Here is a 15,458-nt window from a genome sequence, read left to right as displayed (position 1 = left end):
CCTGCTCAGTAACTTTTTGATCACTGTGGCAGCAGTCGTGCGGCTTCGGTGCAGGGGGAGGGGGAGCCGTGACACACCAGGGTGCGCGGGAAGATCGCGGCGCGTTGGCCGTACTGGAGCTACTGGCGGGGGAGGCACCGCTGGCCCGTCTGGAGTCGCTCATGGCCCAGGCGCGCCGCGAGAACGCCCCCGAAGCCGAGCTGAGGAGCCTGGAGCGCGCCACCCGGCTGGGCCTGAGCATCCACTCCCAGCGGGAGCGCCGTCAGCAGCGTGAGGCGGGACTGTCCGCGCTGCTCGACACCACCCGCGACCTGGTCGCCCCCAACGACCTCGACACCGTGCTCGGGGTCGTCACCAGGCGGTCACGCGTCCTGTTCGGCGTCGACATGTCGTACATCAGCTTACCGCGTCCGGAGGACGGGGTCTCCTACGTACGCGCCTCCGACGGGCACATCTCCACCCTCAACATCGGTCTTCGGCTGCCCGATGAGGCCGGCCTGGGAAACGCCGCGATGGCCAACCTCGGGCCGGTCTGGACCCCGGACTACCTCGACGACAGCGGGATAGAGCACAGCGCGGGCCTCGACGAGGTGGTCAGGGCCGAGGGGCTGCGCGCGATCATGGCCGTCCCGCTGAGCCACGGCACCCGCCCCTGCGGCGTCCTCTACGTGGCCGACCGCAACGTGCGCTACTTCACCCGGGACGAGGTCTCCCTGATCAGCTCCCTGGGCCACCTGGCCGGCCTGGCCATCGAACGTGCCCAGGTGCTGGACGAGACCAGATCCACCCTGCGGAAGCTGGCCCGGGAGAACGCCCGGACCACCCAGGCCCTGCAACTCGCCCGCGAGCTGGGGCGGATCCACCGCGAGCTGGTCGACCAGGCGCTGAGCGGGGCGGAACTGCACACCCTGGCCCGGGCGGCGAGCCGGCACCTCCACGGCAGCCTGCGGATCTACGCGGCCAACGGCACCCCCCTCACCACGGTCGGCCAGATGCCCGAGAGCGAGGCCGCCGCCACCGCGGTGGCCACCATGGACGCCCGCACCGCCGACGAGCCGGTGGAAGTCGACGGCGGCATGTGGGCCGTGCCGATCAGCGCGGGCCGCGAATACCTCGGCACGCTGCTGCTGAAGCCCGAACACCCGCCCCCCGAACGGAACCACCGGCTGCTCGGGCTGGTCGCCCGGGCCGCCGCGGTCCAGTTGCTGCTGGAGACCAGCCGGACCGCCATTGCCCAGGGCCGTGCCCACGACGAACTCCTCGAAGACCTGCTCGCCGTTCCGCAACGTCCCCCGCAGCAGCTGGAGGAACGCGCCCGCCGACTCGGCATCGACCTGAACTCGCCCCACGTCGTGGTGATCGCCCGTTCCGAGGGCGAGGCCCACGGCAAAACCTACACCTGGGCTTCCTCGTACGCCCACCGGATGAACGGGCTCAAGAGCGTCCACAGCGACAGCGTCGTGCTGTTCCTGCCGGGCACCGATCCGGGCGCCGCCGCCTCGGCGGTCTGCGACGAGCTGTCACCCCTGTTCGACGAACCGGTGACGGTTGCGGGCGCCGGGCCGGTCTCCGACGCGGCCTCGGTCTCCGGCTGCCACCGCGAGGCGCTGCGCTGCCTCGACGCGATGACGGCTCTCGGCAGTGTCGGACGCTCGGCCTCCGCACGCGACCTGGGTTTCCTCGGCGTGCTGCTCGCCGACGACCGCGACGTCGCGGGTTTCGTCGACTCGGTGATCGGTCCCCTCCTCGCCTACGACCGGCAGCGCTTCACCGAACTCGCCCGGACCCTCGGCGCCTACTTCGAGACGGGCAACAGCCCGACCCGCGCGGCCCAGAGACTGCACGTCCACCCGAACACGGTCGCCCGCCGGCTGGAGCGGGTCAGCGATCTGCTGGGACGGGACTGGCAACAGCCCGAACGCGCGCTCGAAGTGCAGCTCGCGCTCAGGCTGTCCCGCATCCGCCAAGTACTGATGGAACAGCGGGCCCCCACCGCCGCGCCGGGGACGGCGGACCGGGCGTAACACCCGAACCCGGCCGGCCGGCACGTCCCGGCCTGCTCCGGCCGGCTCCGCCCCGGCCTGCGGTCCGGCGGCTCAGGAGGCGCAGCGCAGTTGCCGGTCACCGGTCCGGGCCAGTGCGACGACCGCGTGGGCGGCCGAGGCCAGCGTCACGTGGCGGTGCCAGCCGTCGAACGAACGCCCGGCGAAGTCCCTGATCCCCACCTTGTCGGCGATCTCGGTGAAGTCCTGGTCGACCCGGCGGGTCAGCCGGCTCAGCCGGAACGGCAGCGCCGGCGGTACCGCCGTGCGATCGGTGAGCCAGAACTCGCGCGGCCAGCGACGGCCCTGGGTGCCCGCCCCCAGCAGCAGCAGGTCCTCCTCGCCCCCGGCCGCGCGGCGGCCCGGCAGCGTCAGCCGCCGGCCGGGAGACGGCACCCGGACCCGGACACCGGCGACCAGGCTGGTCCGCAGCCCCGGCTGTCCACCGTGGTCCGTCCACATCACCGGCCGCCGCAGGTTCCGGGAGACATCGAGGATCTGCTGGGCCGGCAGCGCGTCCGCGCTGTGGCCGGCCGGCGCCGACTCGGCGGGGCACAGCGGCACGGTGCTGTCGACCCGGACCACGAACGGCAGACCGGCGGCCCGCAACCGTCGCACGATCCGCATGGCGTCCATCTCCCGCGCGTCCATCACCACGGGCCGCACCGGTAACCGCCATGCCGACAGCGGCTCCAGGAGCGTCTCGACCGCGCACGCCCCCAGCGTCTGGGCGTTCACGCTCTCCGGGATCGACACCTGCTTGCGCCGCGGTACGTCGTCGAGCCACGCCTGCGAGAGGTGGAGCCGCCAGTTCACCGGCATGCTCACCTCGTCCGACGTGGACCAGACACCGATCGCCTGCTGCGCGTTGAGCACCTGGCCCAGCGAGGGGATGAACCTGCGGTCCACGCCGACCGAGTGTTCCCCCGTCTTCGGGATCACGGTGGGCCGCACCACCCAGGCCTGCGGCGGCGCCACCCGTACCAGATGGTTCGCCAGCGTCTCGCGGACCGGGCCCCAGTCCCAGGTCGAGCTGCTGATGAAGTGGTGCAGGTTCTGCTCGGTGGCCCGGCCGCCGATCAGCCGTGCGATGTTGCGGATCGACTTGCGGCCCTCGGCCTCCAGGAGCCCCCGCAGGTACTCGACACCCTTGCGCCGCTGATCGGCCCGGGGGAGCGACGCGAACAGGAACGAGCACAGCTCGGTGAGCACGACGCCCCGGTCGTGGGCGCGCACCGCCGCGTTCTCGTGCCTTCGCGTGTCCTCCGTGTGCAGGGTGCTGCCGCGCATTCGAGATCCCCTCGCCTCGGACAATCAAACACCTGTTCAGACGCCTAGACGGTAGGCAGCGCTTCCGATCCGGCCCAGGTGCACAGAACACCCACCTTCTGCGGCTGTTGGTGGTCGGACCACCGGTCGGGGGGTGGAGCGGCTTCGCATGTCCGAATGTCCGCCCCGCCGACGGTGGTGGCGGACCACCGGGGTGCGGGGCGGCAGGCCCAGTTGACGGATATTCCGCTGCCCGAGGTCCCGTCCCGCCGAGCGGTGGAAGACTCGGTGACCATGCGTGCAGCCTTCATCGAGACCCTCGGACCGCCGGAGAACATCCACTACGGTGAGATGCCCACCCCCACGGCGGGACCGACCGACGTCCTGGTCGACGTCCTGGCCGCCACCGTCAACCCGGTGGACACCCTGGTCCGCTCCGGCATCTTCCGGACCCCGGCCGGGTTCCCGCTCGTGATCAGCCGTGACCTGGTCGGCACGGTCGTCCAGGCCGGGCCGGGGGCCCCCGGGTTCGCCGTCGGCGACCTGGTCTGGTCCAACAGCCTCGGCCACGGCGGCCGGCAGGGCGCCGCCGCCGAGCGGGCCGTGGTCCCGGTCGACCGCCTCTATCACCTCCCCGAGGGCGTGGACCCGGCCGACGCGGTCGCCACGGTGCATCCGGCCGCCACCGCCTACCTGGGCCTGTTCACCCACGGCCGGGTCCGGGCCGGTGAGACCGTCCTGGTGGCCGGCGCGGCGGGGAACGTCGGCAGCGCGCTGATCGTGCTGGCCGTCGAGGCCGGCGCCCGGGTGATAGCCACGGCCTCCGCGCGTGACGCCACGCACTGCCGCGACCTGGGCGCGGCGGAGGTCCTGGACTACCGCGATCCCGACCTCGCCAAGCGGATCGACGAGGTCAGCCCCCATGGCGTCGACGTCTACCTCGACACCTCCGGCACCAACGACCTGACCACCGCCGTCGACGTGCTCGCCGCCCGCGGCCGGATCGTGCTGCTGGCCGGCGCCCGCTCGCGACCGGTCCTCCCGGTGGGGCCGCTCTACATGAAGGACTGCTCCATCGTCGGCTTCGTCATCTCCCACGCGACCGGTGCCGAGCTCGCCGAGGCGGCCGTCGCCATCAACCGGCTCCTCGCCGCGGGCCGCCTCCGCCCCCGGTGCACCGAGGCGCTCCCGCTGAGCGCCGCCGCCGAGGTCCACCGCCGGATGGAGCGGGGCGAGCTGCACGGCAGGCGAGTGCTCCTCCTCCCGCACCTGGACGCCTGACCGCACCGGCCCCTCCGGCGACCGCCGCCGAGCGCGCGCGGCATGACGTTTTCCCGGTGGACGTGTGGAGTGGGAATCTGGAGGTGTAGTGTCCCGGTTATGCGGATGAGCGAGGGAGTCGAGTGGGGGCTGCACTGCTGCCTGACACTGGCGTGGGTCGGGGACGAGGAACCGGTGCCGGCGGCGAAACTGGCGGTCTGGTTCGACCTGCCGCCCGCCTATCTGAACAAGCAGCTGCAGGCGTTGGTCAGGGCCGGCATCCTCAGTTCGACGCCGGGGGCCAGGGGCGGTTTCCGGATGGCCCGCCCCCCCGAGCGGATCACTCTCATGGACGTCGTCACCGCCATCGAAGGTCCCGACGACGTCTTCCGCTGCACCGAGATCCGCCAGCGGGGAGAAGGAGCGGGCGCACCCGCCCGGGAGTTCCAGCGGGCCTGCGGCATCGCCACCGCCATGCGCAGGGCCGAGCTGGCATGGCGCCGCGAACTCGCCGCGCAGACGCTGGCGGACATCATGGCCACCGCGCCGCCCAGAGCCGCGGACCGTACTCGGCGCCATTACGAGCACACGGCCCGCTGAATCACCAGTGCCCCGCGCCACCGGCGGGGCACGCCTACAAGGAGAATCTGGATGTCGAGTGTCTCGATTCCGTCCGGTCGTCCGACGGCTGACGGCGAGAACCCGCCTCAACCGGGCGGACTGTCGTCGACCATGGTGCTGGCCCTAGGCACCTTCGCCGTCGGCACGGACGCCTTCGTCGTCGCCGGGTTCCTGCCGTCCATGGCCGACTCGCTGCACGTGTCGGTGGCGGCGGCCGGACAGTCGATCACCGTGTTCGCCGCCGCCTACGCCGTCCTGTCGCCGGTGCTCGCCACCTTGACCGCGCGGCTGCCGCGGCGGGTCCTGCTGATCGCCGCACTGCTCACGCTCGGCGTGGCCAATCTCCTCTCGGCGCTGGCACCGAACCTCGCCGTGCTGATCGCCAGCCGGATCATCGCGGCCGCCGGCGCGGCCGCCTACACCCCCAACGCCGGCGCGGTGAGCGCCGCCCTGGTGCGCCCGGAGCTACGGGCCCGAGCCCTGGCCGTGGTCATCGGCGGCCTGACCGTCGCGACCGCGCTGGGGGTCCCCCTCGGCAACCTGATAAGCCACTGGCTGGGCTGGCGGAGCGCCCTCGGCGTGGTGGCCGGGCTGTGCCTGCTCGTCGCCGTCGGCGTGCGGCTGATCATGCCGGAGCTGCCCGGCAACCCGCGGGTGCCGCTGCGCACCCGGCTCGCCGTGCTGCGCCGGCCGACCGTGCTGGCCGTACTGCCGCTCACGGTGCTCGGCATGGGAGCCAGCTACACCGCCTACGCCTACAGCGTCCCGGTGCTGAAGGCCGTGCGGGTCCCCGAGAGCGCGACCTTGTGGATGCTCTTCCTGTACGGCCTGGGCGCCGTGCTCGGCAACATGGCGGCCGGCTACGCCACCGACCGCTGGGGCTCCGTCCGGGTCCTGACCGCCGGATACGTCAGCATGGCACTCGCCCTCGGACTGCTGGCCTGGATCGCCGCCACCCACGGTTCGCTGCTGCCCGTGGTCGGCCTGCTGGTCATGCTCTGGGGCGCGAGCAGTTGGTGCCAGACGCCGCCGCAGCAGCACCGGCTGATCGAGGTCGCCCCGCAGGAAGCCCCTCTGGTGGTCTCCCTGAACTCCTCGGGGATCTACCTGGGCATCGGCCTGGGCACCGTACTCGGAGGCGTCGCACTCCCGGTCGGAACGACGACCGTGTACGGCCTCGGAGCGATCCTGGCGGTCGCCGCCCTGCTCTTCCTGCGGATCACGGCGCGCGCCGCGGCGCACGGAGACTGAGACACGGCCGCTTCGCGGCCCCGCGGCTCGGACGACCGGAGATCCGACCGCTGCTTGACGGTGCGGTGCCGCACCGCCCGCTGGACCACCCCTCAGCACGCGGCACCGGCAACCGGCGCGGAGACAGACCCTGCTGCCCCGGTTCTCACGACAACGGCCCGGCGGCCCGAGCCGGCGCACACCAGCGCAGGCCAGGCCCCGGTAAAACCCCGCCCTGCCCGGCGGGACCCATTCGTCGACGAAACCGAGAGGTTGGCCAGATGAGCACCTACACACCGGATCCCGCGTACCGACCGGACGCCGTCACCACCGCCGACGTCCCGCCCTCGGCCGGCATCACGGAGGCCGGGGTGACGGGCGCCCAGGCACTCATCCGTTCCCTCGAAGAGGCCGGGGTGAACACCGTCTTCGGCATTCCGGGCGGGGCCGTCCTCCCCGCCTACGATCCGCTGATGGACTCCACCCGGGTCCGTCACGTCCTGGTCCGCCACGAACAGGGCGCCGGCCACGCGGCCACCGGCTACGCCCAGGCCACCGGCGCCGTGGGCGTCTGCATGGCCACCTCCGGTCCGGGGGCCACCAACCTGGTCACCGCGATCGCCGACGCCTACATGGACTCGGTGCCGGTCGTCGCCATCACCGGCCAGGTGCCCTCCACGATGATCGGCACCGACTCCTTCCAGGAAGCGGACATCTGCGGCATCACCCTGCCGATCACCAAGCACAACTACCTGGTCACCGATCCGGACGACATCCCCCGGGTGATCAGCGAGGCCTTCCACATCGCTGCCACCGGCCGTCCCGGACCGGTTCTGGTCGACATCACCAAGGACGCCCTCCAGGGGACGACGACCTTCCGCTGGCCGCCGCGGACCGACCTGGCCGGCTACCGCCCGGTCGGCAAGCCGCACGCCAAGCAGATCCGCGAGGCCGCCCAACTGCTCCTGGCGGCCGAACGCCCGGTGCTGTACGTCGGTGGGGGCGTGGTCAAGGCCGGCGCCTGCGAGGAGCTGAGGACCCTGGTGGAGCTGACCGGGGTGCCGGTCGTCACCACGCTGATGGCGCTGGGTGCCCTCCCGGACAGCCATCCGCAGCACCTGGGCATGCCCGGCATGCACGGCACGGTCGCCGCGGTGACCGCCCTGCAGAAGTCCGACCTGATCCTCGCGGTCGGCACCCGCTTCGACGACCGGGTGACCGGCCGGCCGGACAGCTTCGCCCCCCACGCCAAGGTCGTGCACGCGGACATCGACCCGGCCGAGATCGGCAAGAACCGACAGGCGGACCTGCCGATCGTCGGTGACGCCCGCGACGTGCTGGCCGACCTCGTCCTGGGCGTCCGGGCCCGGCACGAGGCGGGCCACCGGGGCGACTACGCGGCCTGGTGGCAGAGGCTGGAGAACTGGCGGACCCGCTACCCGCTCGGCTACGACCCGGCACCCGAGGGCCGCCTGTCACCGCAGCAGGCCATCGAGCGCATCGGCCGGCTCGCCCCGGAGGGCACGATCTTCACCGCAGGCGTCGGCCAGCACCAGATGTGGGCCTCGCAGTTCATCGACTTCGAGCAACCCGGCCGCTGGCTGAACTCCGGCGGCGCGGGGACGATGGGCTATGCCGTCCCCGCCGCGATGGGCGCCAAGGCCGGCCGGCCGGAGGCCACCGTGTGGGCGATCGACGGAGACGGCTGCTTCCAGATGACCAACCAGGAACTGGTCACCTGCGCGCTCAACGGCATCCCCATCAAGGTCGCGGTCATCAACAACGGTGTACTGGGCATGGTCCGGCAGTGGCAGACCCTCTTCTACGACCAGCGCTACTCCAACACCGCGCTGCACTCCGGCCCGTCCGCACCCGGCTCCGCCCCCACCGCGGACCGCGCCTCCACCTCGGCCGGCGGCACACGGCCGGTGGCCCCGGGCACCCGCATCCCGGACTTCGTCATGCTGGCCGAGGCGATGGGCTGCGTCGGCCTGCGCTGTGAGGACCCGGCCGAGCTCGACGCGGTCATCGAGAAGGCCAACGCGGTCAACGACCGTCCCGTCGTGGTGGATCTGATCGTGCACGAGGACGCCATGGTCTGGCCGATGGTCGCCGCCGGCACCAGCAACGACGAGATCATGGCGGCCCGGGACCTCCGTCCCGACTTCGGCGACGAGACCGACTGACCACCCCGGCACCCGGAGAGGGGCAACCATGCCGCAGCACACCTTCACCGCCGTGGTCCAGGACAAGCCGGGCGTGCTCGTCCGCGCCGCCACCCTGTTCTCCCGGCGGGGCTACAACATCGAATCGCTCGCCGTCGCCCCGACCGGCCGGCCGGGCCGGTCCCGGATGACGATCGTCGCCCACGTCGAGGAACGGGCGATCGGCCAGCTCTCCCAGCAGCTCGCCAAGCTGGTCAACGTGGTCGAGGTCCTGGAGCCGGCACCCCGCTGAGCCACGCCCCGGCGACCGCCGTGACGTCCGCCGCCGCGGGCCCCCTCCGACGGGGCCCGCGGCGGCGGACCGGCCGGTACGGGAGGACCGCCACGGCCCGGCCGCCGGACCGCACGTCACGGGCGCCACCCCTCGGCCCGCCCGGTGATCAGGAAGACGCGGAACCGCGGAGCGGCTTTTGCCGCACGCAGCCGCACCGAAGGGCATCGCCTCCTCCACGCCATGGTGGCCGGCGGCCGGCACCTCCGCGGCGTCCCGGATCGCGCCGAGCGGTTGCTGGACTGACGGGCGCCGGTTCCTGTCGGACGCCAGCCCTAAACTGTCCGGGGAAGCAAGGGGGAGACAATGACTGACGACCGCAAGACGGCCGTGCCGGTGTGGACGCTGGCGACCGGTGACGTCCGGGTGCCGGCGTTGACCGCGGGCGAGTCGATGACGGCCGAGCGCCTGGCCGAACTGCGCGGCGTGCTGGCCGTCCTGGCCGACGAGCCGGTCGTCACACTCGAAATACATCCCCTGCCCGACAAGATCGACCGTGGGCGTGGCATCCCGCTCGACGCCGTGAGTCCCTTGGCGCAGCACCTGTCGCAGTTCCTCACCCAGGCGTCGCGAAGTTCCCTCACGACGGCCAAAGCGACTGCCTCCGGCGAGAACCTGTACCGCATGGTGGTCCCGGCGAAGGTCGCCGCCCAGTTCGGTCAGGGCCTCGTGCGCCCGATGGTGCCGAAGGGATCGACCGGTGGCGTCTTCGGTGCCCTCGTGAACTCGACGAACGGCAGGATTGCCGCCAAAGCGAGTTTCGTACCGGTCGGAGGAGCGGCGGCAGCGGGCACGGCCGGCGGGGCCGGTGCAACCGCGGGTGCCGCGGCCGTCGGCGGTACGGCGCTCACCGTGGCCGCTCCGCTGGTGCTCATGGCCGTGGCGGTGGGGGTGAGCGCGCACGCCGACCACAAGCGTCAGCAGGCCATCGAGCACATCACGGAACTGCTGGAGCAACTCCAGCAGGACAAGCTCGACGACGAGCACAGCGCACTCAACGGCTGCCGCGCCGCCGTCGACAAGGCCACGGCCGTTCTGCTCGACCAGGGCAGACTCGGCCTCTCGCTGGGACTCGACTCGGCGGTGCACACCCTCGACACGGCGCTGAGCAAGGCCGAGGGCCGTCTTGCCGGGTGGCGGAGCGCGCTCGACGCACTGCCCGAGGGCGAGCCCATCGAACTCGCAGTCCTGACGGAGTCGTTCCCCGGCATCGACGACCACGGAGGCACGTTCCGCGCCCACCTCGAACTCGCGTCCCTGGCCATCGCCCTGAAGCGGCGGGTCGCCGTCCTCCAGGCGGTCGAGCACGCCCAGGGCGAACCCGGCAACCCGTTCGAGAACTTCACCCGCGCACTCCGACGCGAACAGCAGAGCCTCGACGCACTGGAGTCCGGCATCGCCGGTGTCCTGGTACGCCTGGCGTCACTCGAACTGGCCCGCCCGAGCGGTCGGCGCCCCGTCTTCACCACCAGCGAGGTCGATCGCCTGCTGCGCGCCGCGCACCGCCTTCACCGGCTGGGCGACGGCGCCGTGGCCGACAGCCGCGCGACGGACGTGGCGATCGAGATGGCCCGCGACAAGGACGGGTCGGTGGTGGTGTTCCCGGCGCTGGCCGCGTAGACGTCGACGAGGTCGCATTCGCTCCATCAGTGGCGCGGGGTGGACCGGAACCGCCGTGCGCAGGATCAGCGTACGGACGCGGGAAGTGCTCGGTGCGCCGGACCGTCCGTCACGTCGGATGACGGGCTCAGGTCGCCGTGCGGAGTCTTCGCGGTGCGGCGCGGGGCGGTGGTCCCGGTTCTCGACTACGCGCACGGGCAGCCCAGTTCGGGCATCACGCGGTTCGGGGAGCACGTCGCCACGGCCAGGGGAGAGGTACGAGGGGCGGTCGGGGTAGTAGCCGTACGACACGTCGACGCCCGGGCGCAGGCGCTCGGCGGCGGCGTCCACCAGCCGGACCAGGCGCGCGGTGTCCCGGTCGCCCTCCGACGCGAACCGGGGGGCCGTAGCCGAGGGCCGTGCGGTTGACGAGGCGGTCACCGAGGTCACGCACCGGTGCGGACTTCGGCTTCTGCGTCGCGCTCTTCGCCGCGGGCTTCTTCGAGGCGGGTTTCCTGCCGTCCGTACGCCCTGCCGGTTTCGACTTCGCTGGCTGGGCGTTCTTGGCAGCCGGGGCGGTGCGAGCCGCGTACTTCTTGCGGAGCGTTGAAAGTTGCTCGCGTTCCTACACGCCTACGTCGGTGGGGAGGGCGGGGGAGGGCGTTGGCAAGGGCCGGGTTGTATGGGCGGGCGATGCCGAGCATGGCGTGGTGGATGTCGTCGCCTCTGAGGCGACAGTCGTGCAGGATCTTCCAGGTCTTCATGCGGGCGAAGGTGTGTTCCATGCGGGTGCGAACCTGTTTAGGGGACCGGTTGTGTTCCTCTTTCCAGGCCGGGAGTTCGGCTTGCCCGGCCGCTCGCCGGTGCGGGATCACCAGTCCGGTGCCCTGGAGGCCGCCATCGGCAATCGTCGTGGTGGTGTCCACGACGGCCTTGGCGCCGGATCCCTCCCGGTCGCGGAGTCATGGCGATTGCCGGGCAGCGGTCGGCCGACCACGACGACCAAGCGGGTGACGGCGTCGATCATGACCTGATGGGCAGTCGAGCAGCGGTAGTTTTTGAACCGTTCGGCGGTCGAACGGTGGCGAGTCGGCACCGGGGTGCCGTCCACGAGGAGCACGGTGTCCCTGGAACCACCGACGAGGCTGAAGCGCGAGCCGGGGGCCGAGGTGGTCGATGATGCGGTCGGCCGCGGACTTCGAGTTGCCGAAGAGCGGGACAAGCCGGCATATCGTCAAGTTTGTGCGCCGGTACGTTGTCACGAGCAGCACGCGGCCCTCCAGCGGCAGGCTCCACGGACGGCCCCGCCGCATCGCATCCGCGCCCTCCCGTCGCAACGCGGCCACCAACCTGCCGAAGCAGCGCGGCCTCGCCCCAGTGAATGGAGCTGTCCAGGACGGCTCGGACGCCGTGATCACAACTGCCCCAGCCCGTCGTCGTCGCAAGGCAAGATCGCTTCGCCTTGAACAAGACGGGTGCCCGCGACTGCACGCTCCGTACTGCAGTGCCGGCTCAAGCTGCGATGTCGGCTTCGGGCCGGAGTGCAGGACCGAGCAGCAGGCCTCCGTCCAGGACGAATTCCGAGCCCGTGGCGAAAGATGCGTCCTGGGAGGTGATGAAGAGCAACAGGCGGGTGATCTCAGAGGGTTCGGCGAGGCGGGGGATGGCGAAGGGATCGGGCGAGTAGGAGTCCGCGATGGGCGGCTGGCCTGCGACGGTGGGTTCGTTGATCAGCGGTGTGGAGACGACGCCGGGGTGGATGGAGTTGACCCGGATGTTGTCCCGCCCCAGCTCCAGCGCGGCCGTCTTGGTCAGCCCGCGCACGGCCCACTTGCTGGCGGTGTAGGGGGCGTAGAAGGCCGTGCCGCCGTGGGCCATGGTCGAGGCGATGTTGACGATGGTTCCGCCACCGCCCCTGCGCATCGACGGAGCCACGGCCCTGATGCCGAGGAACTGGCCGGTGACGTTGACGCTGAAGGTGTGCTCCCAGGTGCGGAGTTCGGTGTGCTCGATAGGGGCCGCCGGGTTCTGGACGCCCGCGTTGTTCACCAGGATGGCGATCGGCCCGAAGCGGCCCTCGACTTCTCGCACCACCGCCGCCCAGTCGTCCTCGCTGGCGACATCCAGGTGAACGGACAGAGCCCGATGACCGAGCCGAGCAGCGAGATCGCGGCCGGCGTCGTCGTCGCGGCCGGCGATGACGACGTTCGCCCCCTCGGCGTGGTAGCCCTGCACATGACTGCCGCCCATGCCCCCGCTGCCGCCCGTGACGATGACGGTCTGGCCCTCAAAGCGTCCCATGATGCTTCCTTCCAGGCTTACGCTAACGGTGAGCCGAGTGACTCACCTCTCCTCTCAAGGTAGGAGCGGGACCGTGGGTGAGTCAAGTGACTCATCTCGCAGTGGGAGGCATACTGGAGGGCATGACGGCACAGCCTTCGGAATACCACCGGCGCGTAGCAGCGCAGAAGCGGACGTCCATCATCGAGGCGGCGACGAAGCTGTTCCTCGACTCCGGCTACGACGGCACCTCGCTGGCCCGCATCGCCGAGGCGGCCGGAGTGTCGAGGGCGACTCTGTTCAAGCAGTTCACCACCAAGGCGGCCCTGTTCGAGGCGATCGTCACCGAATACTGGAAGGTCGACGACGAGGAGGCGCCCCTCCCCGAGCCAGGGAACCTGCGCGCAGGGCTTGAGACCATCGGACGCCGATACGTGGCGCTCCTCACCCAGCCCGGCATGGCCGCCCTCTTCCGCATCGTCATCGCCGAGGTGCCGCGCTTCCCGGAGCTTGGCGAGACTCAATTCAAGCTCGGCAAGATGCCCTACTTCGAATCGGTCCGCCGCTATCTGGCGGCGGAGAACGCCGCTGGTGCAGCCCGGCTTGACGATGCGGAGACGGCGGCGACGCAGTTCCTCGGGATGATCTCCAACTACGTGTTCTGGCCACGGATGCTGCTCGCGCGATGGGAGCCCGACGACTCCGCCATCACCAACGCGGTCGACGAAGCGGTGCTGACCATGCTCGCCCGATACGGCGCGCCGGGGGCCCACGGCGCCTGAGGCACCAGGCGCCCACCGTTCTGCGTAACCACCTGGTACCTCCCGCACGGGCAGGGCCGCGGCCCCGTCGAGCACGCAGTCGCTCACACACAGTGCCGGAGCTCCTGGGAACTGCCGCCTCCGCGATGGAGGCGCGCTGGCCCGATAGTCCGCGGCCCTGCAGTCGATCGAAGCCAAAGGCCGATTGCGGGGCGGCTCCTGGGGCTCGCAGAGGATTAACCTGGTGGTTTTGAACCTGGTTCCACAGGTCGGCGCTCTACTCGCCCACATGGTGTTCTCCGACAGGCCCTTAGACCGGCATTCATAGGGGTCAGAAGGGGTGTGGCGGTATCTGCAACTCAGATGTCCCGGAAGATCTCGATCTGCGCCCCGATCGAGTTCAGGCGTTCCGCGAGGTCCTCGTAACCCCGGTTGATGACGTACACGTTGCGCAGGACCGACGTGCCCTCGGCCGCCATCATCGCCAGCAGGACGACCACGGCGGGGCGCAGGGCCGGCGGGCACATCATCTCGGCGGCGCGCCAGCGGGTCGGGCCCTCGACCAGGACGCGGTGCGGGTCCAGCAACTGCAGGCGGCCACCGAGGCGGTTGAGGTCCGTCAGGTAGATGGCGCGGTTGTCGTAGACCCAGTCGTGGATGAGGGTCTGGCCCTGCGCGACCGCCGCGATGGCCGCGAAGAACGGGACGTTGTCGATGTTCAGGCCCGGGAAGGGCATCGGGTGGATCTTGTCGATCGGCGCCTCCAGCTTGGAGGGCCGGACCGTGAGGTCCACGAGGCGGGTGCGGCCGTTGTCCGCGAAGTACTCCGGTGACCGGTCGTGGTCGAGGCCCATCTCCTCCAGGACCGCCAGCTCGATCTCCAGGAACTCGATCGGCACCCGGCGCACCGTCAGCTCCGACTCGGTGACGACGGCGGCGGCCAGCAGGCTCATCGCCTCGACCGGGTCCTCGGAGGGGGAGTAGTCGACGTCGACGTCGATGGTCGGCACGCCGTGCACGGTCAGCGTGGTGGTGCCGATGCCGTCGACCCGGACGCCCAGGGCCTCCAGGAAGAAGCACAGGTCCTGGACCATGTAGTTGGAGGAGGCGTTGCGGATGACCGTGACGCCGTCGTGCCGGGCGGCCGCGAGCAGCGCGTTCTCCGTCACGGTGTCGCCGCGCTCGGTCAGCACGATCGGCCGGTCGGGCCGGACCGTGCGGTCCACCTGCGCGTGGTACTGCCCCTCGGTGGCCGCGACGTCCAGGCCGAACCGGCGCAGCGCGATCATGTGCGGCTCGATGGTCCGCGTGCCCAGGTCGCAGCCGCCGGCGTACGGCAGCTTGAAGCGGTCCATGCGGTGCAGCAGTGGACCGAGGAACATGATGATCGAGCGGGTGCGGACGGCCGCCTCCGCGTCGATCGCGGCCATCTCCAGCTCGGCCGGCGGCACCAGTTCCAGGTCGACCCCGTCGTTGATCCAACGGGAGCGCACGCCGATGGAGTTGAGCACCTCCAGCAGGCGGTACACCTCCTCGATGCGCGCCACCCGGCGCAGCACCGTGCGTCCCTTGTTCAGCAGCGAGGCGCACAGCAGGGCGACACAGGCGTTCTTGCTGGTCTTCACGTCGATGGCGCCGGAGAGGCGGCGGCCCCCGACGACGCGCAGGTGCATCGGGCCCGCGTAGCCCAGCGACACGATCTCGCTGTCCAGGGCCTCACCGATGCGGGCGATCATCTCAAGGCTGATGTTCTGGTTCCCGCGCTCGATGCGGTTGACCGCGCTCTGGCTGGTGCCCAGCGCTTCCGCGAGCTGCGCCTGTGTCCAGCCCCGGTGTTGCCGGGCGTCACGGATGAGCCGGCCGATGCGTACGAGGTAGTCGTCTGCCATGAGGGTGAGGT

Annotated in this window: 11 protein-coding genes and 2 pseudogenes; 8 read left to right on the top strand and 5 right to left on the bottom strand. The window is 71.2% G+C overall.

The features are described 5' to 3' along the window. The first annotated feature begins 68 nt into the window (after positions 1–68). Positions 69–2,024, top strand: coding sequence for a helix-turn-helix domain-containing protein (locus QQY24_RS07185; protein WP_301971839.1), 1,956 nt, complete (start codon positions 69–71; stop codon positions 2,022–2,024). A gap of 72 nt (positions 2,025–2,096) precedes the next feature. Here the strand turns inward: QQY24_RS07185 and QQY24_RS07180 are convergent, their stop codons facing one another. Beyond that, on the bottom strand, positions 2,097–3,332 hold the full coding sequence (locus QQY24_RS07180; RefSeq protein WP_301971838.1) for a transposase: 1,236 nt from the start codon (positions 3,330–3,332) through the stop codon (positions 2,097–2,099). Between the two features lie 273 nt (positions 3,333–3,605). Here QQY24_RS07180 and QQY24_RS07175 point away from each other — a divergent pair, with 273 nt between their 5' ends. The 6 genes from QQY24_RS07175 to QQY24_RS07150 all read left to right on the top strand — a co-directional run bounded on the left by QQY24_RS07175 (position 3,606) and on the right by QQY24_RS07150 (position 10,538). After that, positions 3,606–4,592: an NADPH:quinone reductase gene (locus tag QQY24_RS07175; protein ID WP_301976166.1), complete on the top strand. Its 987-nt coding sequence runs from the start codon at positions 3,606–3,608 to the stop codon at positions 4,590–4,592. A 99-nt stretch (positions 4,593–4,691) separates the two neighbouring features. After that, positions 4,692–5,171 (top strand): Rrf2 family transcriptional regulator, encoded by a 480-nt coding sequence (locus tag QQY24_RS07170; protein WP_301971837.1) that lies wholly within the window; start codon positions 4,692–4,694, stop codon positions 5,169–5,171. A 51-nt stretch (positions 5,172–5,222) separates the two neighbouring features. Continuing rightward, entirely contained in the window at positions 5,223–6,443 is a 1,221-nt protein-coding gene (locus QQY24_RS07165) for an MFS transporter (protein ID WP_301971836.1), read from the top strand. A 260-nt stretch (positions 6,444–6,703) separates the two neighbouring features. Beyond that, on the top strand, positions 6,704–8,608 hold the full coding sequence (locus QQY24_RS07160) for an acetolactate synthase large subunit (protein ID WP_301971835.1): 1,905 nt from the start codon (positions 6,704–6,706) through the stop codon (positions 8,606–8,608). A gap of 28 nt (positions 8,609–8,636) precedes the next feature. After that, positions 8,637–8,879 (top strand): acetolactate synthase small subunit, encoded by a 243-nt coding sequence (ilvN, locus tag QQY24_RS07155; RefSeq protein WP_301971834.1) that lies wholly within the window; start codon positions 8,637–8,639, stop codon positions 8,877–8,879. A 345-nt stretch (positions 8,880–9,224) separates the two neighbouring features. Next, on the top strand, positions 9,225–10,538 hold the full coding sequence (locus tag QQY24_RS07150) for a hypothetical protein (protein ID WP_301971833.1): 1,314 nt from the start codon (positions 9,225–9,227) through the stop codon (positions 10,536–10,538). A 185-nt stretch (positions 10,539–10,723) separates the two neighbouring features. On the opposite strand, the pseudogene QQY24_RS07145 reads toward QQY24_RS07150, so the two are convergent. The 3 genes and pseudogenes from QQY24_RS07145 to QQY24_RS07135 form a co-directional block, all read right to left on the bottom strand. After that, a pseudogene (locus QQY24_RS07145) lies at positions 10,724–10,922 on the bottom strand (hypothetical protein); the annotation flags it as partial. A gap of 260 nt (positions 10,923–11,182) precedes the next feature. Further along, positions 11,183–11,962, bottom strand: a pseudogene (locus QQY24_RS07140) (transposase); the annotation flags it as partial. Positions 11,963–12,029: 67 nt separating this feature from the next. Continuing rightward, on the bottom strand, positions 12,030–12,818 hold the full coding sequence (locus tag QQY24_RS07135; RefSeq protein ID WP_301971832.1) for an SDR family oxidoreductase: 789 nt from the start codon (positions 12,816–12,818) through the stop codon (positions 12,030–12,032). A 122-nt stretch (positions 12,819–12,940) separates the two neighbouring features. Between QQY24_RS07135 and QQY24_RS07130 the strand changes: the two genes are divergently transcribed. Further along, positions 12,941–13,579: a TetR/AcrR family transcriptional regulator gene (locus QQY24_RS07130; RefSeq protein ID WP_301971831.1), complete on the top strand. Its 639-nt coding sequence runs from the start codon at positions 12,941–12,943 to the stop codon at positions 13,577–13,579. Positions 13,580–13,917: 338 nt separating this feature from the next. On the opposite strand, the gene QQY24_RS07125 is transcribed toward QQY24_RS07130, so the two are convergent. Then, the gene (locus QQY24_RS07125; protein ID WP_301971830.1) at positions 13,918–15,447 is read right to left on the bottom strand and encodes a UDP-N-acetylglucosamine 1-carboxyvinyltransferase; all 1,530 of its coding nucleotides are present in this window, start codon (positions 15,445–15,447) and stop codon (positions 13,918–13,920) included. Positions 15,448–15,458: the final 11 nt, after the last annotated feature.

The organism is Streptomyces sp. TG1A-8 (assembly GCF_030499535.1).
Classification (GTDB): domain Bacteria; phylum Actinomycetota; class Actinomycetes; order Streptomycetales; family Streptomycetaceae; genus Streptomyces.
The sequence above is the reverse complement of the archived record's forward strand: the minus strand, read 5'-3'. Positions and strand labels throughout refer to the sequence as shown.